Genomic DNA, 22,493 nt, shown 5'->3' with positions numbered 1-22,493 from the left:
AACCGACAACCCGACAGCCCGCCACCCCTGGAGGAACCATGGCCATCGCCGACGTCGCGGAGTATGCCCACCTGACCCCCGAGGAGGTGGACGAGATCGGCCGCGAGCTCGACGCCATCCGGGCGGAGATCGAGGAGTCCCGGGGCGCGGCCGACGCCGCCTACATCAACCGGGTGATCCGCACCCAGCGCTGGATGGCGGCCGCGGCCCGCATCGGCATGATCGCGAGCGCGCCGCTGCCCGGCAAGGTGCGCCGCCCCGTGGTGGCCGCCAGCGCGGTCAGCCTGGGCCTCGCCAAGATCCTCGAGAACATGGAGATCGGGCACAACGTCATGCACGGCCAGTGGGATTGGATGAACGACCCCGAGATCCACTCCTCGACGTGGGAGTGGGACACCGGCCAGCCCGCCGAGCAGTGGAAGCACAGCCACAACTACATCCACCACCAGTTCACCAACGTGCTCGGCTACGACAACGACATCGGGTACGGCGTCCTGCGCATGGCCCGCGAGCAGAAGTGGCACCCGGTCAACCTCGGCCAGCCGGTCTACAACGCCCTGCTCGCCGGTCTGTTCCAGTGGGGCGTGGCGCTCCACGACCTCGACCTCGAGGCGATCCGCAAGGGCAAGAAGGACCCGAAGGAGATGAAGCGCCAGCTGCGGCAGATCCTGAGGAAGGGACGCAACCAGATCCTCAAGGACTACGTGCTGTACCCGGCGCTCACCGGCAGGCACTGGCGCTCGACCATCAAGGCCAACGCCAGCGCCAACCTGATGCGCAACCTCTGGGCCTACCTGATCATCTTCTGCGGCCACTTCCCCGACGGGGCGCTCCACTTCACCGAGGACGAGCTCGACGACGAGTCGCGCGCCGAGTGGTACCTCCGCCAGATCCTCGGCACCGCCAACTTCGAGGGCAGCAGGCTGCTGCACGTGATGAGCGGCAACCTCGGCTACCAGATCGAGCACCACCTGTTCCCGGACCTGCCCAGCAACCGGTACGCGCAGATCGCCCCTCGGGTCCGCGAGCTGTGCGACAAGTACGACATCCCGTACACCACCGGACCGCTGCACCGGCAGTACGGCCAGGTCCTGCGCGTGATCATGAAGCTGTCGCTCCCCAACCGGCTCACCAGCGACGACAAGCCGCCGACCGGCACCGACGTGACCATCGAGCACGGTCGCCGGCGGCAGGAGGCCCGTCAGCAGCGCCGGCGCGAGCTCGGGGGCTGGTCCCGCTCCGACCAGGCCTCCGCCTGAGCACGGCCGTGCCCGCTCCGCCCACCCTCGTCGGGTTCGCGTGGTGCGACGGCGTCCTCGACCGTCGTACCGTCGTCCGGTGCGCGCTCGCCCGGGTGTGCGGCAGGTGCGGGCGAAGCCTCGGTCGCCCCGTCGTCTTCGTCGGCGACCACGACGAGCACGACCGGAACTCCTTCCACCTGCCACCGCTGCACGAGGAGTGCGGCCAGGACCTGCTCCGGGCCGCCGGACCCGGCCACGTGCTGGTGCGCACGGGCGGCTTCGAGTTCGTCCGGCCCGGACGCGACGACCCCGACGAGGAGCCGCGCTTCGTGCCGAACTCGCTCCTGTGAGCCCCACGCACCCGTCGCCGGGCGCGGACGTGACCCGCGCCACCACGAATCCGAGGGTGGGCTGGGGCGGTGCGGGTACTGCGCGGCGATGCAGACGCAGCCCCGCCGTACCGTCGAGACCTGGCCCGGGGCGGCGTACCCCCTCGGCGCGACCTTCGACGGAAGCGGGACCAACTTCGCGCTCTTCAGCGAGGTCGCGGACCGGGTCGAGCTCTGCCTGGTCGACGTCGACGCCGACGGGTCCCGCCAGGAGACGCGGGTCGAGCTCACCGAGGTCGACGGCTACGTCTGGCACGCCTACCTGCCGCAGGTCCAGCCCGGCCAGCTCTACGGCTACCGGGTGCACGGCCCGTGGGACCCGGCGCAGGGGCTGCGCTGCAACCCGGCGAAGCTGCTGCTCGACCCCTACGCGAAGGCGACGGTGGGCGAGGTCGACTGGGGCCAGAGCCTCTTCGGCTACGACTTCGGCGACCCGGACTCGCGCAACGACGACGACTCGCTCCAGCAGATGGTGCTCGGGGTCGTCACCAACCCGTGGTTCGACTGGGAGGGCGACCGGCCCCCGCGCACGCCGTACGCCGAGACCGTGATCTACGAGGCCCACGTCAAGGGCCTCACGGCGACCCACCCGGAGGTGCCGGAGGACCTGCGCGGGACGTACGGCGGGCTGGCCCACCCGGCCGTCGTCGAGCACCTCCAGGGCCTCGGCGTCACCGCGCTGGAGCTGATGCCGGTGCACCAGTTCGTGCACGACGACGTCCTGCTCCAGCGGGGACTGCGCAACTACTGGGGCTACAACACGCTCGGCTTCTTCGCCCCGCACGGGGGCTACGCGGCCAGCCCGGACCCGGGCCACCAGGTCCAGGAGTTCAAGGCGATGGTCAAGGCGCTGCACGACGCCGGCATCGAGGTCATCCTCGACGTGGTCTACAACCACACCGCGGAGGGCAACCACCTCGGCCCGACCCTGAGCTTCAAGGGCATCGACAACCCCGCCTACTACCGGCTCGTGGACGACGACCGGCAGTACTACATGGACTACACCGGCACGGGGAACTCGCTCAACGCCGGCAACCCACACTCCCTGCAGCTGATCATGGACTCGCTGCGCTACTGGGTCACCGAGATGCACGTCGACGGCTTCCGCTTCGACCTCGCCTCGGCCCTCGCCCGCGAGTTCTACGACGTCGACCGGCTCGCCACCTTCTTCGAGCTGGTGCAGCAGGACCCGGTGGTCAGCCAGGTGAAGCTGATCGCCGAGCCGTGGGACGTCGGTCCCGGCGGCTACCAGGTCGGCGGGTTCCCGCCGCAGTGGACGGAGTGGAACGGCGCCTACCGCGACACGGTCCGCGACTTCTGGCGCGGCGAGCACAACCTCGGCGAGCTCGCCAGCCGCCTCGCGGGTTCGGCCGACCTCTACGAGCACACCGGGCGGCGGCCGGTCGCGAGCATCAACTTCGTGACCGCGCACGACGGGTTCACGCTGCGCGACCTGGTGTCCTACGAGAGCAAGCACAACGACGCCAACGGCGAGGACGGGCGTGACGGCGCCGACGACAACCGCTCGTGGAACCACGGTGTCGAGGGGCCGACCGACGACCCCGGCATCAACGAGGCGCGCGCCCGCGACCAGCGCAACCTGCTCGCGACGTTGCTGCTCAGCCAGGGCGTGCCGATGGTGCTGCACGGCGACGAGCTGGGGCGCACCCAGCAGGGCAACAACAACACCTACGCCCAGGACTCCGCGCTGAGCTGGGTCGACTGGGAGCGGGTCGACCGTCCGCTGTGCGAGTTCGTCGCCGAGCTGACCCGCCTGCGCCGGAAGCACCCGTCGCTGCGCCGCCAGCGCTTCTTCACCGGGACGACGGTGCGCGCAGGGGAGGGGGAGCGGCTCAACGACATCGTCTGGCTCCACCCGGAGGGCCGTCCGATGGAGGACGAGGACTGGGGAGACCTGCGCACGCTGGGGATGTACCTCAACGGCGACGGCATCGCCGGCCGCGACCGCCAGGGACGGGCGATCCGCGACGACCACCTCCTGCTCCTCCTCAACGGCGACGACGCGCGGGACGTGACCCTCCCCGACGAGGAGTACGCCGCGTCCTGGCAGGTGGTCCTCGACACGAGCGGGACCTGCGCGACGGACCAGCGCCTCGACGCCGGGGGGATCCTCGCCCTGCCGCACCGCTGCGTCGTCGTGCTGCGCCAGTGGCACGAGCCGGAGCCGGTCGCCGACGTCAGCCCGGCGGCGTCCGTGGCCTCCCTGGCGGAGGACCAGTGAGCGCCGGCCGGGTGCCGAGCAGCACCTACCGCCTGCAGGTCCGCGAGTCCTTCGACCTCGACGCCGCCCGCGAGCTGCTGCCCTATCTGGACGAGCTCGGGGTCGGCTGGGTGTACCTCTCCCCGATCCTCGAGGCCCATCCCGGCAGCGACCACGGGTACGACGTCGTCGACCCCACCCGCGTCGACCCGGCCCGCGGCGGGCCGGAGGCCCTCGCCCGCCTCTCGGCCGAGGCGCACCGCCGGGGGATGGGCGTCGTCGTCGACATCGTCCCCAACCACGTCGGGGTGGAGAGCCCGGCGACCAACGGCTGGTGGTGGGACGTGCTCAAGCACGGCCGCGACTCGCGCTTCGCACGCTTCTTCGACGTCGACTGGGTGGCCGGTCGTGGCCGGGTGCTGCTGCCGGTCGTCGGCGACGAGGACCGGCCCGACCCGGAGGGCCCGATCGCCAACCTCAGGCTGGTCGACGGCATGCTCGGCTACCACGACCACCGCTTCCCGATCGCCCCCGGCACGGACGAGGGGACGGACGACCCGCAGCTGGTGCACGAGCGCCAGCACTACCGGCTGGTCAGCTGGCGGGCGGCCGACGACGACCTCGACTACCGGCGCTTCTTCGCCGTCAACACGCTCGCCGGCGTGCGGGTCGAGGACCGCGACGTCTTCGAGGCGAGCCACGTGGAGATCGCCCGCTGGTTCCGCGAGCGGCTGGTCGACGGCCTGCGCGTGGACCACCCGGACGGGCTGCGGCACCCGGCGGCGTACCTCGACGACCTGGCGGACCTCACCGGCGACGCCTGGGTGGTCGTGGAGAAGATCCTCGAGCCCGGTGAGGACCTGCCCGCCCGCTGGCGCACGGCCGGGACCACCGGCTACGACGCGCTCGCCCTGATCGACCGGGTCCTGGTCGAGCCGTCCGGCGGCCAGGTGCTCGCGGCCCTCGACGACCGGCTCCGCGAGGACGGCCGGCCCTGGCCGGAGCTCGTGCGCACAAGCAAACGTCACGTCGCGGAGACGATCCTGCACGCGGAGGTACGACGCATCGCCCGCGAGATCGCCGTCGAGCTCGAGGTGGACCCCGACCGCTCGTGGCGCGAGCCCGTCGAGGAGGTCCTGGTCGAGCTGCTCGCCGCCTTCCCCGTCTACCGCAGCTACCTGCCCGCGGGCCGCCGCCACCTGCAGCAGGCGGCCGACGCCGTCCGCGCCGAGCGCCCGGACCTCGCCGACGCGCTCGACCTCGTCCTGCCGGTCCTCGCGGACCGTGTCCGGGCGCCCTCGCTGCGCTTCCAGCAGACGAGCGGGATGATCATGGCGAAGGGGGTCGAGGACCGGGCCTTCTACCGGCGCAGCCAGCTGACCTCGCTCAACGAGGTCGGGGGCGACCCGTCGGAGTTCTCGATCCGGTCCGACGCCTTCCACGCCGCCATGGCCCGCCGCCAGGCCACCAGCCCCGAGGCGATGACCACCCTCAGCACCCACGACACCAAGCGCGGCGAGGACGTCCGCGCGCGGATCAGCGTGCTCGCCGAGGTGCCGCACTGGTGGGAGGAGACCCTCGCCGCGCTCCTCGCGGCCGCACCGGCACCGCCCGGCGGCTTCCCCCACCTGCTGCTGCAGGCGGCCGTCGGCGCCTGGCCGATCTCGCGCGAGCGCCTCCACGCCTACGCCGAGAAGGCGATGCGCGAGGCGGGGGAGCACACCACCTGGACCGCACCCGACCCGTCGTACGAGACCTCGGTGCACACCCTCGTCGACGCGCTGTACGACGATCCCGCCGTGACCGCCCTCGTGGAGCGGGCCGTGGCCCGGCTGGCCACGCCGGGCTGGAGCAACGCGCTCGCCGCGAAGCTGCTCAGCCTCACCGTGCCGGGCGTCCCCGACGTCTACCAGGGCAGCGAGCTGTGGGAGCAGAGCCTCGTCGACCCCGACAACCGCCGGGCCGTGGACTTCGACCTGCGCCGCAAGCTGCTGTCCGCGCTCGCCGCCGGGACGCCGGTCGGCGCGGCCAGCGGGCCGGACGACGACGGCTGCAGCAAGCTGCACGTGGTGCGCACGGCGCTCCGGCTGCGGCGCGACCGGCCCGACCTGTTCACCCGGTACGACCCGGTCGTGGCGACCGGGCACGCTGCGCGGCACGTGCTCGCCTTCGACCGCGGCGGTGCGCTCACGATCGTGACCCGGATGCCGATCGGGCTCGAACGCAGCGGCGGCTGGCGGCAGACCCCCCTGCACCTACCGCCGGGGGAGTGGCGCGACCTGCTCACCGGGCGCCCGGCGGCGGCCGAGGTCGGCTCGCTGCTCGCGGACCTGCCCGTCGCCCTCCTCGTGCGGGAGGACCGATGACGTTCGAGGTCTGGGCGCCGCGTGCGCGGCGCGTGCGACTGGCGCTCGACGGCGCCGTCCACCCGATGACGTCGGTCGCGGGTGGCTGGTGGGCGCCCGCGGCCGACCCGGGCCTCGTGCCCGACGGCACCCGCTACGGCTACCTCCTGGACGACGACGAGCAGGCCCTCCCGGACCCCCGCTCGCGACGGCAGCCCGACGGCGTGCACGGGCTCTCGGCCACCTTCGACGCCGCGGCGCACACCTGGGGGGACCGTGGGTGGACCGGACGCCAGCTCGCCGGGGCCACGATCTACGAGATGCACGTCGGCACGTTCACCCCGGAGGGCACGCTCGACGCGGCGGCAGACCGGCTCGACCACCTCGTCGGCCTCGGCGTCGGTTTCGTGGAGCTGATGCCGGTCAACGCCTTCAACGGGGTGCACAACTGGGGATACGACGGCGTGCTGTGGTCGGCCGTGCACGAGCCCTACGGCGGCCCGGCGGCGTACCAGCGCTTCGTGGACGCCTGCCACCAGGCGGGCATCGGGGTCATCCAGGACGTGGTCCACAACCACCTCGGACCGTCCGGCAACTACCTGCCCCGCTTCGGTCCCTACCTGAAGGACGGTCGCAACACGTGGGGCGACCTGGTCAACCTCGACGGCGAGGGCTCGGTCGAGGTGCGCCGGTACATCATCGACAGCGCCCTCATGTGGCTGCGCGACCACCACGTCGACGGCCTGCGCCTCGACGCCGTCCACGCCCTGTCCGACGACTCCGACGTGCACCTGCTGGAGGAGCTGGCGGTCGAGGTCGCCGCGCTGTCGGCGCACCAGAACCGGCCGCTGACGCTCATCGCGGAGTCCGACCTCAACGACACCCGCCTGGTCACCCCGCGCGAGGGCGGCGGCTACGGCCTCGACGCCCAGTGGAGCGACGACTTCCACCACGCCGTCCACGTCGCCCTCACGGGCGAGACCGACGGCTACTACGCCGACTTCGCGCCGCTCGGCGCGCTGGCGAAGGTGCTCGATCGCGGCTTCTTCCACGACGGCACCTTCTCGAGCTTCCGCGACCGTGACCACGGCCGGCCCGTCGACACCGAGCACATGCCCGCGTGGCGGCTCGTCGTGTGCGCCCAGAACCACGACCAGGTCGGCAACCGTGCGCGCGGTGACCGCACCGCCGAGCACCTCGACGAGGGGCGCCTCCTGTGCGCCGCCCTGCTGACGCTGTGCTCGCCCTTCACCCCGATGCTCTTCCAGGGGGAGGAGTGGGCGGCCAGCACGCCCTTCGCGTTCTTCACCTCCCACCCCGAGCCGGAGCTGGCGCGGGCGACCGCGGAGGGCCGCCTCGCCGAGTTCGAGCGGATGGGGTGGGACCCCGACGAGGTGCCCGACCCGCAGGACCCGGCGACCTTCGCGCGCAGCCGGCTCGACTGGGACGAGGCCGACGAGGGCCGCCACGCCCGGGTGCTGGCCGGCTACCGCCGCCTGGCGGCGCTGCGCAGGGAGCTCCCCGGGATCACCGACCCCCGCTTCGGGACGGCCCGGGCCGACGAGGCGAGCCGACAGCTGACCCTGGAGCGCGGGGCGCTCGCGGTGCACGTCAACCTCGGTGGGGACGCCTGGGAGGTCGGGAGCGGCGAGGTCCTGTTCAGCACCGCCCGGCCCGGCGACCCCGCCTTCGTGGCCGCGGAGGTCGTGGTCCCGCCCGGCAACGGCGTGCTGGTACGACGCTGAGCCGCGACCGGCGCCCCCTGCCGGACATCAGACCGGCAGGGTGACGTCCTCGCCCGGGTCGAGCCACGTGATCCGGTCGGCGAGCGGCGACCGCGCGAGCACGGCCTCGGCGGGGGCGCGACCCTGCTGGAAGTGCGACCAGCCCTCGTAGTGCACCGGCACCACGTGGGCCGGGTCGACCAGCTCGATCAGCTCGGCACCCTCGCGGGCGTCCATCGTGTAGCGCAGCCAGCCCGACAGGTAGCGGAACCGGACCGACCCGAGGTGCAGCAGCACGGTGCCGATCCGCAGCCGCGACGGGACCTCCCGCAGCGCGGGGTACAGCACGGTGTCGCCGGTGACCCAGAGCTCCCCGTTCTCCTGGCCGGCCCAGGCGAGGGAGAACCCGATCACCGGACCCGTGATCGGGTCGCTGCCGACCGGTCCGTGCCGGCAGGGCGTCGCGGTGACGGTGATCGTCTCCTTGCCCGGCGCCTCGAGCGTCGTGGTCTCCCAGGGCGCGAGCCCGATCGCGCCGTTGCCGAGCTTCGCGGCGCCCTTCGTGGTGGTGACGGTCGTGCCCCAGGTGGGCAGCAGGTCGCGGGCCGACGGGTCGAGGTTGTCCCCGTGGTGGTGGTGGCTGACCAGCACGGCATCGACCGGGCCGAGCTCCCCGGGCTGGATCGAGGGGCCCACGAGCTTGCGCGACGTCGTACCCCAGCCGAAGAAGTAACGCCGGCCCGGCGGGTCGAAGGTCGGATCGGTCAGGATCCGCCACCCGCCGACCTCGATCAGCGTCGTCGGGCCGCCGATGTGCGTGATCCTCGTCTCGGACATGAGCCGACTCTAGGGAAGGTGCGAGACCGTAGCATCGCTTTCCGTTCCTGCCGTCCGCCGAAAGGGCTCCCCGTGCGCGCCACCGCAACTGCCACCGTCCAGGCTCCCGTCGACCAGGTGTGGGCCTCACTGTCCCACCACGAGGGCATGGCCTCGTGGGGGCCCGGGATGAAGGTGTCGCTGGACGAGGAGGGCGCGCCGGAGCGCAACGGCGTCGGCGCCGTACGACGGATCAAGGCGCCCGGCCCGGCGCCGGCGATCGTCGAGGAGATCACCCGCTTCGAGGCCGGCCGGGTGCTCGGCTACAAGGCGCTGGGCGGCGTGCCGTTCCGCAACTACAGCGGCGAGGTCGTGCTCTCCGCGACCGGCGGGGGCACCCGCATCGAGTGGACCCTCACCGCGGACCAGAGGCTGCCGGTGGTCGAGCAGGTCGCGCTGAAGGCGGTCGTGACGACGCTGCTGCAGCTCCTGGTCCGTTCGGTGAAGAAGGGCTGACGCTCCGCCGGACGGCCCGGCTCAGGCCATCTCGGGCACGTGCAGGTGGGCGTAGGCGAGCTCGAACTCGTGCACCTCGACCACCTGGCCGGAGGCCTCGGTCGCGGTCCGGGTCCGCATCTCGTCGGCAGCCGACCGGCTCGCCTCCATCGTCTCCCGCGTCTCCCACGTGGTGGTCGCGCAGCACAGGCCGGACGCGCGGTCCACGAGGAGGCTGGCGCTGCAGAAGCCGTCCATCTCCTCGAGCTGGGAGAGCAGCACCGTCCGGAAGGTCTCGGCCATCGTGTCGACGTCGCCCTCCAGCCAGCTCACCCGGCAGCACTCGCCGTGGTGGCTGCGGTGCATCGCGACGATCTCCCACGAGTCGACCTGCATCGACGCGCCGAGGATGTCGCGACCGCGCTCGCGCATCGACCGCAATGTCGCGTCGCTGGCCGTCATCGCCTCCTCGGTCTCCCAGGAGCTGGTGGCGATGCAGTAGCCGGTGTCGCGGTCGACCAGCAGCGACAGGCCGCGACAGCCGTCGGTGTGGGCGAGCATCGGGCCTGCCTCGGCCTCGACGAACTTGATGCCCGCGTCGATGTTCTCGGGCCTGCCGTGGAACGTGCTCGAGCGTGCGTACACGGCCCACTCCTCTCAGGGACAGGGCGACGCCCGACCGGCATCGCCGGTCCTCCCTGCATACTCCTCCGCGCCCGCGGGCGCCATCCCTACCCGTCCGTAGGTCGGGGCGGGCGGTGCGAGACGGCGTCGGCGACGTCGGCCGGGGTCACGTCGACCTCGCTCGGGTCGGCCTCCGCGTCGATGCTCGTCACCGGCTTCGCCGGCTGCTTGCGCGGGCGCTTCGGCTTCGCGACCGGGGAGGGATCGAGGCCGAGCTCCTCGGTCACGTTGACCGGACGGTCCGGGGAGACCTCGACCTCCGGACCGGGCGGGACGGACTCGGCCTTGTTCGTGCCGATCACACTCCGGGCGAGCCGGGTCGCCGTGCCCGCGAGGGTGAACGGTGCCTTCAGTACGTCGTGGGCGATGCCCTTGAGGGTGGAGATCGGGTTCATGCGATGGGCGGTACCCCGACCCGCGGCCTCCACCCGCGGGACGTGGGTCACGGCGGATCCGTGCCGACAGATTTCCGCTGGCGGGTCGTCGTACTGACGTGATGCTGTTCGTGGTGGGGGTGAAGGCGGTGATCGGCACCGCCCGCAACCGAGGAGAGCAGCGATGACGCACTACCTGATGTCCGTGGTCGGTCCGGTCGAGTACGACGACGAGTTCTTCGGCTACGGCTCGAAGGAGGAGATGGAGCAGTCGTTCGCCGAGACGGGCGCCTTCAACGACCAGCTCAAGGCGGACGGCTACTGGGTGTTCGCGGGAGGGCTGCAGTCGCCCGCGAACGCGACCGTCGTCGACGGCCAAGGGGCCACGCCGGTCGTGACCGACGGTCCCTACCTGGAGACCAAGGAGGCGATGGCCGGCTTCTGGGTGATCGACGCGCCCGACCTCGACGTCGCGATCAAGCTCGCCGCCGCCGCGTCGAAGGCGTGCCGCGGCAAGGTCGAGGTGCGGCCGTTCGACGGCCTCGCGTGACGGGTCAGGCGTCGACCGGGCGCTCGTTGTAGGCGCCGGCGAGCTCCTGGCCGGTCAGCGCGTGGATCGCGTCCATGATCTCGTCGGTCGCCTCGCGACGCGCCTTGCCCGGCGCCACGCCGTCGAAGCGGCCGGTGAAGTCGAGCGGCTTGCCGAAGCGGACCGTCACCTTGGCCCGCCGCGGCCAGCTCGAGTCGACCGGCTGGAGGTGGTCGGTGCCGACGAGGCCGACGGGTACGACGGGTACGCCGGCGGTGAGCGCCAGCTGCGCCACGCCGGTCCGCCCGCGGTAGAGCCGTCCGTCGCGCGAGCGGGTGCCCTCGGGGTAGATGCCGAACGCCTCGCCCCGGCCGAGCACCTCGAGCGCGACGTCCAGCGAGTTCAGGGCCGCGCGGGTGTCGTCGCGGTCGACCGGCACCATGCCGAGCCCCTCGAACCACGCCTTGCTGATCCGGCCCTTGACCCCGGAGCCCGTGAAGTACTCCGCCTTCGCCAGGAACACCACCTTGCGCGGCGCCACGATCGGGATCACCACGCTGTCCGCGAAGCTCAGGTGGTTGCTCGCGAACAGGACCGGCCCCGTCAGCGGCACGTTGTCGACGCCCTCGATGGTGGGGCGCCAGATGGCGCGCGCGAGCGGAGGAACCACGGAGTGGAGGACCTCGTACAGCACGGGTCCACCCTAGGGCGTGACGATGGCGGCGGCGTGACGGGACGACGACCGTGGGATTGCGTGCGTGCCCTGCATCAGGCGATGGGCTGGTAGCGGCCGGTGTCGGTGTGGGCGCAGCGGGGCTGGCGGCGGCTGGGTGGGGTGGGTGCGGTGGTCGGTCGCTGCATGAATCCCCGGTCGACCGGGGATTCATGCACATGTCAGGCGTTGCAACGCCTGACATGTGCATGAAGTGCCCGTCCGGTGGCCCAGAAGTGGCAACGGCCGGGTGCTGGGTTCGTGGTCATTCATGGCGATGGGCAGGTCCTTCAGCAGGTCGCGACTCGACACCGTCGTACGGCGCGCCGGCGGGAGGCGAGCAGGCCCCTGCCAGAATGCGAGGGTGGCCGCCCTCACCGACACGCTCCGACCTGCGCACGGACCGCTCTGGCGCAACCGGCTCGCGCTCGCCCCGCTGACCAACACCCAGAGCAACGACGACGGCACCTTGTCCGACGACGAGCACGACTGGCTGGTGGCGCGCGGTCGCGGCGGCTTCGGGCTGACCGTGACGTGCGCGGCGTACGTCGCCCCCGAGGGCCGGGCGTGGCGCGGACAGCTCGGCATCGCGAGCGACGAGCACCTTCCGGGACTGACCCGGCTGGCCCAGAGCCTGCGCGCCACCGGAACCCGCTCGGCGGTGCAGCTGCACCACGCCGGGATGCGCGCCGACGCGGCCCTCAACGGCGTACCGAATGTCGCCCCGTGGGACGAGCCCCGCAAGGATGCCGTCGCACTGACGCCGGAGGGCGTCGACCGGGTCATCGCCGCGTTCGTCGACGCCGCGGTCCGGGCCGAGCGCGCGGGCTTCGACGGGGTCCAGGTGCACGGCGCCCACGGCTACCTGTTGGCGCAGTTCCTCGACGGCCGCTCGAACCACCGGACCGACGGCTACGGCGGGAGCCTCGAGGACCGGATGCGGGTGCTGCACGAGGTGCTGACCGGGATCCGTGCCGCCACCGGGCCCGACTTCCAGGTCGGCCTCCGCCTCACGCCCGAGGGATACGGCGTCACGGTCGCCGAGGCGCGCGAGACCGCCCGGTCGCTGCTGGCGACGGAGCTGTTGGACTTCCTCGACATGTCGCTGTGGGACGTGACGATGTGCCCGCGCGACACGACGGTCGACGGGCGGCTCGTCGAGCACTTCACGGACCTCCCTCGCCACGGCGCCCTCCTCGGCGTCGCCGGGGGAGTGACGTCCGCGGAGGAGGCGCGCTGGTGCCTGGAACAGGGCGCCGACTTCGTCACCGTCGGGATCGGCGCGATCCTGCACCACGACTTCGCCGCCCGGTCGTTGGCCGACCCCGGCTTCCGGGCCCGCGAGCGTCCGGTGCCGGCGGCGGACCTCCGCGCCGAGCACGTCGGCCCGCTCTTCATCGACTACCTCGCCGCCGGGTGGGACGACCTCATCGCCTGAACGGCGCCGTTCCTCGGTTGCTGCGTCCTGTCGCAAGGCAGCGTGGTCGACTGCGTGGACCACCGAGACGGGGCCTCTCCTCGACGCGACAGGATGCCCGGGGAGGGCCGGGGTATCGCGAGCCCACGCCCCGGAGGACGGAGTAATCGTGAACACGCCGGTCTGGCTGGACGCAGGTCTATGGGGGCTGCTCGCCGGAAGCGCACTGGTGGTCGGGGCGGCGATCGCGTGGTTCGTCCCCGTGCCGCGGTCCGTGGTCGCTTCGATCATGGCCTTCGGGGCGGGGGTCCTCATCTCGGCGTTGGCGTTCGACCTGGTCGACGAGGCCGAGGCCACCGGGGGCCTGGGGCCCACGTTGCTGGGGTTCCTGGTCGGTGCGACGGCCTACGTTGGGGCAAACCTCGTGCTCGCGAGACGCGGGGCACGGCACCGCAAGCGCTCCGAGGACCAGCAAGCCACCGAGGACGACCACCCGGGCAGCGGCAGCGCCATCGCCGTGGGAGCACTGCTGGACGGCGTCCCGGAGTCGGTGGTCCTGGGGCTCTCCCTGCTGGGCGGCGGCGGGGTCGGAGTGCCCGTCCTGGCTGCGATCTTCATCTCCAACCTCCCGGAGGGCCTTTCCAGCGCGGCTGGCATGAAGCGAGCGGGCCGGAGCGCTCGCTTCGTCTTCACGACCTGGGGAGGCATTGCCCTGGCCAGCGGTATCGCCGGCATGCTCGGGTGCCTGCTGCTCCGGGACGCCTCGCCCGAAGGAGTCGCCGTGATCACCGCACTCGCGGCGGGAGCGATCCTGACGATGATCGCGGACACCATGATCCCGGAGGCCTTCGAGCGCACCCATCTCTACGTGGGCCTCATCGCCGCCGTCGGCTTCGCCCTGGCCTTCGCGCTCGAGCGCGGCTGACCTCGGCCGTCGGCGTGTCCCGGCTGTCCCTGACGCTCACCGCGCCCGGTTGCCCCACCCTCCCGTCCGCGCCGCCGCAGCGACAGCGGCCGCAACGGCAGGCAGGTCCTCCCGCACCAACCCGCACGTGACCCGGACGTGCGGGTCGTCGGGGAGCAGCTGGAAGGGCGAGCCCGCGGCCACGCCGATGCCCTGGCTGGCGAGCCGGACGAGCGCGGCCTCCTGGTCGTGGACGGGGACCCACACGTTGAGCCCCTCGACGCCACCCACCTCGACACCCTCGGCGGCGAGCGCGTCGACGAAGGCGGTACGACGGGCGGCGTACTCGACGCGGGCGGCCTCGACCTCCGCGCGCGAGCCGGGGTCGGTGAGCAGGTGGAGCAGGATCCGCTGGAGCAGGCGGCTGCTCCAGCCCTGGCCGAGCTGGCGCAGGTGGCGCACGCCGTCGACGACCGGTGCCGGGCCGCTGAGGGCGGCGAGGCGCAGGTCGGGGCCGTGCGACTTGGAGTAGCTGCGCAGGTGGACGGTCTGGTCGGGGAGGTGGGTGGCGAGGGTGACCGGGGCGGGGCCGCCGAGGGCGCTCGCGGAGTCGTCCTCGACGACGAGCACGTCGTGGTCGCGGAGCAGGTCCGCCAGCACCGAGGCCCGGGCCGGGCTCGTCGAGGCCCCCGTGGGGTTCTGCGCGCGCGGCTGCAGGACCACGGCGGCGATCGGCTCTGCCAGGGCGTCCTCGAGTGGTCCCGGCTCGATGCCCTCGCTGTCGAGCGGCACCCCGACGACCACGGCGCCCAGGGCCTCGAGCAGGTCCAGCAGGGGAGGGAAGCCGGGGTGCTCGACGACCACGCGGTCGCCGTACTGCAGCCGGCTGCGGAGCACGAGCTCCAGCCCGTCCATCGCTCCGTCGACGACCGTCAGCGCCTCCGGCTCGTAGGGCCAGGAGGCGAGCAGGACCTCGCGCAGCTCGGGCAGGACGGGGTCGTCGAGGTAGGAGTGCGGTGTGCCGGCGGTGGTGAGTGCCTGCAGGGCGCCACCGAGGGCGGGCAGCAGCTCCTCGTCGGGCACGCCGGTGGACAGGTCGAGCGGGAAGGCGGCCGGCTTCTCCAGCGCCTGCTGGTAGCGGCCGGTGCGCGGGGCGGAGGTGTCGGCGACGACCGTGCCGCGACGTCCGGCGGTCCGCAGGGTCCCGGCGCGGGTCAGCAGGGCCCAGGCGGCGCTGACGGTCGTGGGGGAGAGGGCCAGCTCGTGCGCGAGCTCGCGGATCGGCGGCAGGCGGTCGCCCGGGGCCAGCACGCCGTCGCGGATCGCCCGGCCGACAGCGGCGGCGAGGCCCTTGGAGGTGGGCTCGGCGAGCCGGGTCTCGATCCCGGAGATGAGCTCCTTCGACGGCGTCGGCACCTTTGCAACATAGCAATACGCTCTTTGCTGTGGCTAGAGATGGAACATAATCTGTGGTGCATGAGCACCCGCATCTCGCACTGGATCGAGGGCCGCGTCGTCGCGGGCACCTCGGGTCGCACCGCTGACGTCTTCAACCCGGCCACCGGCGCCGTCTCGGGGCAGGTCGACCTCGCCTCGACCGCCGAGGTCTCCGCAGCGGTCGCGACCGCGGTCGAGGCCGCGAAGCAGTGGCGCAGCTCGTCGCTCTCGCAGCGCTCCGGCGTCGTCTTCGCCTTCCGCCAGCTGCTCCACGACCGCTCCGACGAGCTGGCCCGGATCATCACCGCCGAGCACGGCAAGGTGCACGCCGACGCCCTCGGCGAGATCGCCCGCGGCCTGGAGAACGTCGAGTTCGCCGCCGGTGTCCCGCAGCTGCTCAAGGGCGGCTTCTCCGAGCAGGCCGCGACCGGCGTCGACGTCTACAACATCCGCCAGCCGCTCGGCGTCGTCGCCGGCATCACGCCCTTCAACTTCCCGGCGATGGTCCCGCTCTGGATGTGCGCCAACGCCATCGCCTGCGGCAACGCGTTCGTCCTCAAGCCGAGCGAGAAGGACCCCTCGGCCGCTCTCTTCCTGGCGCAGCTGTGGAAGGAGGCCGGCCTGCCGGACGGCGTCTTCACCGTCGTCCACGGCGACAAGGAGGCGGTCGACGCGCTGCTGACCCACCCCGACATCGCGGCCGTCAGCTTCGTCGGCTCGACCCCGATCGCGCAGTACATCTACGAGACCGGCACGGCCCACGGCAAGCGCGTCCAGGCCCTCGGCGGCGCGAAGAACCACGCCCTCGTGCTGCCCGACGCCGACCTCGACGTCGCCGCCGACGCCATCGTCTCGGCCGCCTACGGTGCCGCCGGCGAGCGCTGCATGGCGCTGTCCGTCGCGGTCGCGGTCGGCGACATCGCCGACCCGCTGGTCGAGGCGATCGCCGTGCGCCTGCCCAAGCTCGTCGTCGGCGACGGCGCGGAGCCGGGCACCGACATGGGCCCGCTCATCACCCGCGAGCACCGCGACAAGGTGGCGTCGTACGTCGACTCCGGCGAGGCCCAGGGGGCGAGCGTGGTCGTCGACGGTCGCGCGGCCGACGTCCCCACCGACGGCTTCTTCCTCGGCACGACCCTGCTCGACCACGTCACGCCCGACATGACCTGCTACCGCGACGAGATCTTCGGCCCGGTGCTCGGCGTGGTCCGGGTGGAGACCTACGAGGAGGGCCTCGAGCTGATCAACTCCAACCAGTTCGCCAACGGCACCGCGATCTTCACCCGTGACGGCGGCGCGGCCCGGCAGTTCCAGTTCGACGTCGAGGTCGGCATGGTCGGCATCAACGTGCCGATCCCGGTGCCGGTCGCCTACTACTCCTTCGGCGGCTGGAAGGACTCCCTCTTCGGCGACACCCACATGTACGGGCCCGAGGGCATCAACTTCTACACCCGCGGCAAGGTCGTCACCTCGCGCTGGCCCGACCCGGCCACCTCGAGCGTCGACCTCGGCTTCCCGCGCACCCGCTGAGGAGCCCGCGATGAGTGACTCCACCTCCGGCAGCGCGAGTCTCCTGCCGTCGTACGACGCCGAGACGATCCGGCGCCTCGACAAGGCCCACGTCTTCCACTCCTGGTCGGCCCAGGCGCAGATCGCGCCCCTGTCGGTCACGCGGGCGGAGGGCAGCTTCTTCTGGGACGGCGACGGCAACCGCTTCCTCGACTTCTCCTCGCAGCTGGTCAACGTCAACATCGGCCACCAGCACCCGGCCGTGGTGGCCGCGATCCAGGAGCAGGCCGGCCGGCTGGCCACCCTCGCCCCCGGCTTCGGCAACGACGTGCGGGCCGAGGCCGCCCGGCTGATCGCGGAGGTCGCTCCCGGCGACCTGGACAAGGTGTTCTTCACCAACGGCGGCGCCGAGGCCAACGAGAACGCCATCCGGATGGCGCGCGTGCACACCGGCCGGCACAAGGTGCTCTCGGCCTACCGGAGCTACCACGGCGCCACGGCCGGCGCGATCGCGCTGACCGGCGACCCGCGGCGCTGGGCCTCCGAGCCCGGCATCTCCGGGATCGTCCGCTACTGGGGTCCCTACCCCTACCGCTCGGCGTTCCACGCCACCACCGAGGCCGAGGAGTGCGAGCGCGCCCTGGCGCACCTGCGCGACCTGGTCGCTGTCGAGGGCCCGCAGACGATCGCGGCGATCATCCTCGAGACGGTGGTCGGCACGAACGGCATCCTGGTGCCGCCGGAGGGCTACCTCGCCGGGGTCCGGGCGCTGTGCGACGAGTTCGGCATCGTGATGATCGCCGACGAGGTGATGGCCGGCTTCGCCCGCTGCGGCGAGTGGTTCGCGGTCGACCGGTGGGGCGTCGTACCCGACCTGATCACGTTCGCCAAGGGCGTCAACTCCGGCTACGTCCCGCTCGGCGGCGTGGTCATCTCGGAGCGGATCGCGGCGACCTTCGCCGACCGTCCGTTCCCCGGCGGGCTGACCTACTCCGGCCACCCGCTGGCCTGCGCCTCGGCCGTCGCGTCGATCAACGTGATGCGCGAGGAGAAGGTCGTCGAGAACGCCCGTCGCCTCGGCGACGACGTGATCGGCCCGGCCCTGCGCGCCCTCGCGGACAAGCACCCGAGCGTCGGCGAGGTCCGCGGCCTCGGTGTCTTCTGGGCCCTCGAGCTGGTCCGCGACCGTACGACGCGCGAGCCGCTCGTGCCCTTCAACGCCTCCGGCGCCGACGCGGCCCCGATGGCGGCGTTCGCGGCGGCGTGCAAGGCCGGCGGGGTGTGGCCGTTCGTGCACTTCAACCGCACGCACGTCGTCCCGCCGTGCACGACCAGCGACGAGGACGTGCTGGCCGGCATCGCGGTGCTGGACAAGGCGCTCGACGAGGCCGACAAGCACTACACCGGCGCCTGAACCGTCCCGGTGGTTGAGGTGCGACGAGCGCCAGCGAGGAGCCTCGAAACCCCGGGGGCGCCTCGCACCTCAACCACCGGAGGATGTCAGGAGTCGAAGCCCAGGCCCAGCCGGTCCAGGGTGCGCAGCCACAGGTTCCGGCGCCCGGTGGCGTCCGCTCGGGCGGACGCCCACCGGGTCAGCTGGATGCCGGTCCACGCCAGCGGCTCGGGCGGGAAGGGCAACGGCTTCTCGCGCACCATCGCGAGCCGGGTCCGCGGGGTCTCCTCGCCCGCGAGCAGGTCGAGCATCACCTCGGCCGCGAACCGGGACGCGCCGACGCCGAGGCCGGTGAAGCCGGCGGCATAGGCGACCCGGCCGCGCCTGGCGGTGCCGAAGAAGGCACAGAAGCGGGTGCAGGTGTCGATGACGCCTCCCCAGCGGTGGCTGAACCCGACACCGGCCAGCTGCGGGAAGGTCTCGTAGAAGTGCTCCGCCAGGACCCGGTGGGTCGCGGGGCGCTGCTCGTGTCCCGGCGCGATGCCCTTGCCGAAGTGGTAGACGGCGTCGTACCCGCCCCAGAGGATGCGGTCGTCCGCGGTCAGCCGGTAGTAGTGGAAGAGGTTGCCGGAGTCGGCGACCCCGCAGCGGCTGTCCCAGCCGACGGCAGCCAGCTGGTCGGCGCTGAGCGGCTCGGTGGCGAGCACGTGGTCGTAGACCGGTACGACGCGCGTCGAGACCCGGCGCAGCAGGCCCGGGAAGGCGTTGGTCGCCATCGCGACGTGGCGGGCGCGGATCGTCGCGCCGGAGGCGGTCGTCGCCTCGACCGCACCGCCGGGTCCGCGGCCGCGGAGCCGGGAGACCGACGTCCCCTCGGCGACCACCCCGCCGAGCGACTCGACCGCGGCGGCCAGTCCCCACGCCAGGCGCGCCGGGTCGACCATCGCGCAGCCCTCGGCGTCGAGCCGGCCGGCGAGATAGGTGGGGGAGTCGACCAGCGCGCGGACGGCGCCGGCGTCGAGGAAGCCGTCCTCGTCGGGGGCGAGCCCCTCCACCTCGTGCGGCCGGGTGGCCACGGAGAGCTGCCCCGTGCGGCGGAGGTCGCAGTCGATGCCGTAGTGCTGCACGGCCGCCTCGATGGCGTCGAGGTTCTCGAGCCCGAGGCGCTCCAGCTCGTCGTACTCGTCGGGCCAGCGCTCGCGCCCGTTGTCCTCGCCGTGGGTGAGGCTGGCCTCGCAGAAGCCGCCGTTGCGACCGGTGGCCTGCTCGGCGATCCGGTCCCGCTCGACGACCAGGACGGAGCGCCCGGGCTCCCGCTCGAGCGCGCAGAGGGCGGTCCAGAGGCCGGTGAAGCCGCCGCCGACGACGAGCAGGTCGACGTCGGTCGCCGTCGTCACGGCCGGACGTGGTGCCGGACGGTCGGGGGTGTCGAGCCACAGCACGCGGGGTGCGGCGGCGTCGGCGCGGGCATGGGCGTCGGACGGGCTCACTGCTCGCGCTGACCCCACGGGGCGCCGTACGCCGTCAGCAGGTCGAGGAAGGGCACCGCGTCGAACGCCTCCGGACCGAGCACGCCCGCACCCTGCCACACCCCGGTGGCGAGCAGCTCGAGCGCGACGACGGGGTTGACCGCGGTCTGCCAGACCACGCACTGGTGGCCGTACTCGCGCATCGACCACTCGTTGTCGACCACGTGGTAGAGGTACGTCGACCGGGGGTTGCCGTCCTTGCCGGTCCCCGTCACCCACAGCCCGGCGCAGGTCTTGCCGGTCATCCGCGGGCCGACCGTCGCCGGGTCGGGCAGCACGGCCGCGACGACGTCGCGCGGCGACACCTCGACGCCCTTGACCGTGACCTTCTCCGTGCGGTCGAGCCCGAGGGTGTGGAGCACCTTGAGGATGGTGATGAACTCCTCGCCGAGGCCGTACTTGAAGGTGACCCGCCGGCAGTCGACCCAGCGCGGCATGAGGAGCACCTCCTCGTGCTCGACGTTGACGCACTCGACCGGGCCGATGCCCTCGGGGAAGTCGAAGACCTCCGGCTCGCTGAACGGGGGAGTGGTGAACCAGCCACGGTCCCTCTCCCACACCACGGGCGGGTTGAGGCACTCCTCGATCGTGGTCCACATCGAGAACGACGGCGCGAAGACCTCGTTGCCGTCGTCGTCGGTCACGACCAGGTTGGCGCCGTCGCGGGTGGCCAGCTCGTCGATCTCGCTGAACAGGTGGTCGGCCGCGTAGCGGGCGAAGACGTCGGAGAGCCCGGGCTCGACGCCGATCCCGACGAGGGCGAGCCGCCCGGCCTCCTCCCACTCGGCGGCCGCGGCGAACTGCTCGTCGCCGAGCTTCACGCCCGTTCTCTCGTACGGCGCCTCGGGGTGCGGCCGCGAGAGCGACATCGCCATGTCCAGGTAGTCGGCGCCCGCGGCGAACGCGCCCTCGAAGACCGGCATGTCGAACACGGGATCCACCGCGTTCATCACGTGGGTGATCCCGTGCTCGCGGCAGAGCGCGGTCACGGCCTCCGCCGAGGAGGCGTCGACCCGCGCGGCGACGAACCGCTCGTCGCCGGCCGCGGCCCTCTCGGCCTTCGCGAGGTCGTGGTCGGCGACCACGACCTGCTCGAAGAAGTCGCGGCGGGCCGCGATCGCGGCGAAGGCGCCGCCGACACCGCCCGCGCCGACCAGCAGGATCCTCATCGGCCTTCCTCCGGTCGTCGAGGAGGTCGCGCTGCGACCGTCACGAGACGCCCTCCCCGGTGAAGGACATGACGTGCTTGATGCGCGTGTAGTCCTCGAGTCCGTACATCGACAGGTCCTTGCCGTAGCCGGAGTGCTTGAAGCCGCCGTGCGGCATCTCCGACACGAACGGGATGTGCGTGTTGATCCAGACCACGCCGAAGTCGAGCTTGCGCGACATCCGCATCGCCCGGCCGTGGTCCTTCGTCCAGACGCTGGAGGAGAGGCCGTACTGCACGCCGTTGGCGAAGCGCAGCGCCTCGGCCTCGTCGCCGAACCTCTGCACCGTGATGACCGGGCCGAAGATCTCCTGCTGGATCGCCTCGTCGTCCTGGCGCAGCCCGGAGACGACGGTCGGGTCGAAGAAGTAGCCGCCCCCGCCGCCGGCGATCGTGGGACGGGTGCCGCCGGCGTCGATGCTCGCGTGGTCGGGCAGCCGGTCGACCATGCCGGCGACGCGCGCCAGCTGGTCGGGGTTGTTGAGCGCGCCGAAGAGGACGTCGGGGTCGTCGGGCATGCCGGTGCGGGTGCTGCGGGCCTGCTCGGCGAGGGCGGCCACCAGGTCGTCGTACACGCCCTCGGCGGCGAGGACCCGGGTGGCGGCGGTGCAGTCCTGGCCGGCGTTGAAGTAGCCGGCGACGGCGATCGCCTCCGCCGCCGCGGCGACGTCGGCGTCGTCGAAGACCACGACGGGTGCCTTGCCGCCCAGCTCGAGGTGGACCCGCTTGAGGTCGGCGGCCGCGGAGCCGGCGACCTCCATCCCGGCCCGGACCGACCCGGTGATCGCCACCATCTGCGGCGTCGGGTGCTCGACGAGCGCGCGCCCGGTCGTCCGGTCGCCGCAGACGACGTTGAGCACGCCCGGCGGCAGGAACTCGTTGGCGAGCTCGCCCAGGAGCACGGTGCTCGCGGGGGTGGTGTCGCTCGGCTTGAGCACGATCGTGTTGCCTGCGGCCAGCGCCGGCGCGATCTTCCAGATCGCCATCATCAGCGGGTAGTTCCACGGCGTCACCTGGGCGACGACGCCGATCGGCTCCCGGCGGATCCACGACGTGTGGTCCTTGAGGTACTCCCCGGCGCTGCGTCCCTCGAGCACCCGCGCGGCGCCGGCGAAGAAGCGGAGCTCGTCCACGCTCGGCGGCAGCTCCTCGTCGCGGGTGATGCCGATCGGCTTGCCGGTGTTCTCGCACTCCGCCTGCACGAACTCCTCGGCGCGGTCCTCCAGCGCCTGCGCCATCCGCAGCAGCGCCTCCTGGCGCTCCTTCGGCGTCGTGTCGGCCCAGCCGCCGTCGAAGGCCCGCTCCGCGGCGCGCATCGCCCGGTCGACGTCCTCGGCGCCGCTGGCGGGCGCGGTGGCGTAGGCCTGGCCGGTGGCGGGGTTGACGACGTCGTACGTGGCGCCCGAGGCGGCGTCGACGGAGGCGCCGTCGATCACGTTGCGGAGGGTGGTCATGCGGCGGAGCCTAGTCAGGATCCCCGTGGCACGAAAGGCATTGGCGACGAAATCCGTGGTCATTTTGCGCTGTTGCAACGAAATCGCTTGCCGAACTCGCCCGTCAGGGGGAG

Annotated in this window: 19 protein-coding genes; 11 read left to right on the top strand and 8 right to left on the bottom strand. The window is 72.6% G+C overall.

All coding sequences use genetic code 11. The features are described from left to right. Positions 1 to 38 precede the first annotated feature (38 nt). The 5 genes from BJ993_RS00180 (at position 39) to treZ (ending at position 7,941) form a co-directional block, all read left to right on the top strand. Entirely contained in the window at positions 39 to 1,259 is a 1,221-nt protein-coding gene (locus tag BJ993_RS00180) for a fatty acid desaturase family protein (protein WP_179647297.1), read from the top strand. An 8-nt stretch (positions 1,260 to 1,267) separates the two neighbouring features. Continuing rightward, positions 1,268 to 1,591: a hypothetical protein gene (locus tag BJ993_RS00175; protein ID WP_036544748.1), complete on the top strand. Its 324-nt coding sequence runs from the start codon at positions 1,268 to 1,270 to the stop codon at positions 1,589 to 1,591. An 88-nt stretch (positions 1,592 to 1,679) separates the two neighbouring features. Further along, positions 1,680 to 3,872 carry a glycogen debranching protein GlgX gene (gene glgX / locus BJ993_RS00170; protein WP_179647296.1) on the top strand — a complete coding sequence of 731 codons (2,193 nt, stop codon included), beginning with the start codon at positions 1,680 to 1,682 and terminating at the stop codon, positions 3,870 to 3,872. Then, the gene (treY, locus tag BJ993_RS00165; protein ID WP_179647295.1) at positions 3,869 to 6,217 is read left to right on the top strand and encodes a malto-oligosyltrehalose synthase; all 2,349 of its coding nucleotides are present in this window, start codon (positions 3,869 to 3,871) and stop codon (positions 6,215 to 6,217) included. The genes glgX and treY overlap by 4 nt, the downstream gene beginning before the upstream one ends. After that, positions 6,214 to 7,941 carry a malto-oligosyltrehalose trehalohydrolase gene (gene treZ, locus BJ993_RS00160; RefSeq protein WP_179647294.1) on the top strand — a complete coding sequence of 576 codons (1,728 nt, stop codon included), beginning with the start codon at positions 6,214 to 6,216 and terminating at the stop codon, positions 7,939 to 7,941. Before treY ends, treZ begins: the two co-directional genes overlap by 4 nt. Positions 7,942 to 7,968: 27 nt before the next feature. Here treZ and BJ993_RS00155 read toward each other — a convergent pair whose 3' ends face one another. Next, the gene (locus tag BJ993_RS00155; protein ID WP_179647293.1) at positions 7,969 to 8,757 is read right to left on the bottom strand and encodes an MBL fold metallo-hydrolase; all 789 of its coding nucleotides are present in this window, start codon (positions 8,755 to 8,757) and stop codon (positions 7,969 to 7,971) included. Positions 8,758 to 8,829: 72 nt separating this feature from the next. Here BJ993_RS00155 and BJ993_RS00150 point away from each other — a divergent pair, with 72 nt between their 5' ends. Beyond that, a complete protein-coding gene (locus BJ993_RS00150) occupies positions 8,830 to 9,252 on the top strand; it encodes an SRPBCC family protein (RefSeq protein ID WP_179647292.1) in 423 nt (140 codons plus the stop codon). A 21-nt stretch (positions 9,253 to 9,273) separates the two neighbouring features. On the opposite strand, the gene BJ993_RS00145 is transcribed toward BJ993_RS00150, so the two are convergent. Both BJ993_RS00145 and BJ993_RS00140 read right to left on the bottom strand, forming a co-directional pair. Further along, complete coding sequence (locus BJ993_RS00145; protein ID WP_179647291.1) at positions 9,274 to 9,876, bottom strand: hypothetical protein; 603 nt, start codon at positions 9,874 to 9,876, stop codon at positions 9,274 to 9,276. Positions 9,877 to 9,962: 86 nt separating this feature from the next. Then, entirely contained in the window at positions 9,963 to 10,310 is a 348-nt protein-coding gene (locus BJ993_RS00140) for a hypothetical protein (RefSeq protein ID WP_179647290.1), read from the bottom strand. A 163-nt stretch (positions 10,311 to 10,473) separates the two neighbouring features. On the opposite strand from BJ993_RS00140, the gene BJ993_RS00135 reads away from it, so the two are divergent. Next, on the top strand, positions 10,474 to 10,839 hold the full coding sequence (locus BJ993_RS00135; RefSeq protein WP_036544761.1) for a YciI family protein: 366 nt from the start codon (positions 10,474 to 10,476) through the stop codon (positions 10,837 to 10,839). A 4-nt stretch (positions 10,840 to 10,843) separates the two neighbouring features. On the opposite strand, the gene BJ993_RS00130 is transcribed toward BJ993_RS00135, so the two are convergent. Further along, positions 10,844 to 11,512, bottom strand: coding sequence for a lysophospholipid acyltransferase family protein (locus BJ993_RS00130; RefSeq protein WP_308645429.1), 669 nt, complete (start codon positions 11,510 to 11,512; stop codon positions 10,844 to 10,846). Between the two features lie 382 nt (positions 11,513 to 11,894). On the opposite strand from BJ993_RS00130, the gene BJ993_RS00125 reads away from it, so the two are divergent. Both BJ993_RS00125 and BJ993_RS00120 read left to right on the top strand, forming a co-directional pair. Continuing rightward, positions 11,895 to 12,968, top strand: a complete 1,074-nt coding sequence (locus tag BJ993_RS00125) for an NADH:flavin oxidoreductase (protein WP_308645428.1) — start codon at positions 11,895 to 11,897, stop codon at positions 12,966 to 12,968. 148 nt (positions 12,969 to 13,116) lie between these two features. Next, positions 13,117 to 13,872: a ZIP family metal transporter gene (locus tag BJ993_RS00120; RefSeq protein ID WP_207006041.1), complete on the top strand. Its 756-nt coding sequence runs from the start codon at positions 13,117 to 13,119 to the stop codon at positions 13,870 to 13,872. A 36-nt stretch (positions 13,873 to 13,908) separates the two neighbouring features. Here BJ993_RS00120 and BJ993_RS00115 read toward each other — a convergent pair whose 3' ends face one another. Next, positions 13,909 to 15,267 carry an aminotransferase-like domain-containing protein gene (locus BJ993_RS00115; RefSeq protein WP_179647288.1) on the bottom strand — a complete coding sequence of 453 codons (1,359 nt, stop codon included), beginning with the start codon at positions 15,265 to 15,267 and terminating at the stop codon, positions 13,909 to 13,911. A 60-nt stretch (positions 15,268 to 15,327) separates the two neighbouring features. Between BJ993_RS00115 and BJ993_RS00110 the strand changes: the two genes are divergently transcribed. Together BJ993_RS00110 and BJ993_RS00105 are read left to right on the top strand one after the other, a co-directional pair. After that, positions 15,328 to 16,818, top strand: a complete 1,491-nt coding sequence (locus tag BJ993_RS00110; RefSeq protein WP_179647287.1) for a CoA-acylating methylmalonate-semialdehyde dehydrogenase — start codon at positions 15,328 to 15,330, stop codon at positions 16,816 to 16,818. A gap of 10 nt (positions 16,819 to 16,828) precedes the next feature. Beyond that, on the top strand, positions 16,829 to 18,211 hold the full coding sequence (locus tag BJ993_RS00105) for an aspartate aminotransferase family protein (protein ID WP_179647286.1): 1,383 nt from the start codon (positions 16,829 to 16,831) through the stop codon (positions 18,209 to 18,211). Positions 18,212 to 18,297: 86 nt separating this feature from the next. Here BJ993_RS00105 and BJ993_RS00100 read toward each other — a convergent pair whose 3' ends face one another. From BJ993_RS00100 to BJ993_RS00090, 3 genes are read right to left on the bottom strand one after another with little or no spacing between them, the layout of a single operon-like run. After that, positions 18,298 to 19,680: an NAD(P)/FAD-dependent oxidoreductase gene (locus BJ993_RS00100; protein WP_308645427.1), complete on the bottom strand. Its 1,383-nt coding sequence runs from the start codon at positions 19,678 to 19,680 to the stop codon at positions 18,298 to 18,300. After that, positions 19,677 to 20,888, bottom strand: a complete 1,212-nt coding sequence (locus BJ993_RS00095) for a saccharopine dehydrogenase family protein (RefSeq protein WP_179647284.1) — start codon at positions 20,886 to 20,888, stop codon at positions 19,677 to 19,679. Before BJ993_RS00095 ends, BJ993_RS00100 begins: the two co-directional genes overlap by 4 nt. 40 nt (positions 20,889 to 20,928) lie before the next feature. Next, positions 20,929 to 22,380 carry a gamma-aminobutyraldehyde dehydrogenase gene (locus BJ993_RS00090; protein ID WP_179647283.1) on the bottom strand — a complete coding sequence of 484 codons (1,452 nt, stop codon included), beginning with the start codon at positions 22,378 to 22,380 and terminating at the stop codon, positions 20,929 to 20,931. Positions 22,381 to 22,493: the final 113 nt, after the last annotated feature.

Origin of the sequence: Nocardioides aromaticivorans (assembly GCF_013408525.1) — a bacterium.
GTDB classification, from domain to species: Bacteria; Actinomycetota; Actinomycetes; order Propionibacteriales; family Nocardioidaceae; genus Nocardioides; species Nocardioides aromaticivorans.
The sequence above is the reverse complement of the archived record's forward strand: the minus strand, read 5'-3'. Positions and strand labels throughout refer to the sequence as shown.

Coding starts and splice junctions, on each gene's coding strand:
- BJ993_RS00135 (WP_036544761.1), top strand. CDS start 10,474: ATGACGCACTACCTGATGTCCGTGGTCGGTCCGGTCGAGTACGACGAC.
- BJ993_RS00180 (WP_179647297.1), top strand. CDS start 39: ATGGCCATCGCCGACGTCGCGGAGTATGCCCACCTGACCCCCGAGGAG.
- treZ (WP_179647294.1), top strand. CDS start 6,214: ATGACGTTCGAGGTCTGGGCGCCGCGTGCGCGGCGCGTGCGACTGGCG.
- glgX (WP_179647296.1), top strand. CDS start 1,680: ATGCAGACGCAGCCCCGCCGTACCGTCGAGACCTGGCCCGGGGCGGCG.
- BJ993_RS00155 (WP_179647293.1), bottom strand. CDS start 8,757: ATGTCCGAGACGAGGATCACGCACATCGGCGGCCCGACGACGCTGATC.
- BJ993_RS00105 (WP_179647286.1), top strand. CDS start 16,829: ATGAGTGACTCCACCTCCGGCAGCGCGAGTCTCCTGCCGTCGTACGAC.
- BJ993_RS00095 (WP_179647284.1), bottom strand. CDS start 20,888: ATGAGGATCCTGCTGGTCGGCGCGGGCGGTGTCGGCGGCGCCTTCGCC.
- BJ993_RS00140 (WP_179647290.1), bottom strand. CDS start 10,310: ATGAACCCGATCTCCACCCTCAAGGGCATCGCCCACGACGTACTGAAG.
- BJ993_RS00090 (WP_179647283.1), bottom strand. CDS start 22,380: ATGACCACCCTCCGCAACGTGATCGACGGCGCCTCCGTCGACGCCGCC.
- BJ993_RS00110 (WP_179647287.1), top strand. CDS start 15,328: ATGAGCACCCGCATCTCGCACTGGATCGAGGGCCGCGTCGTCGCGGGC.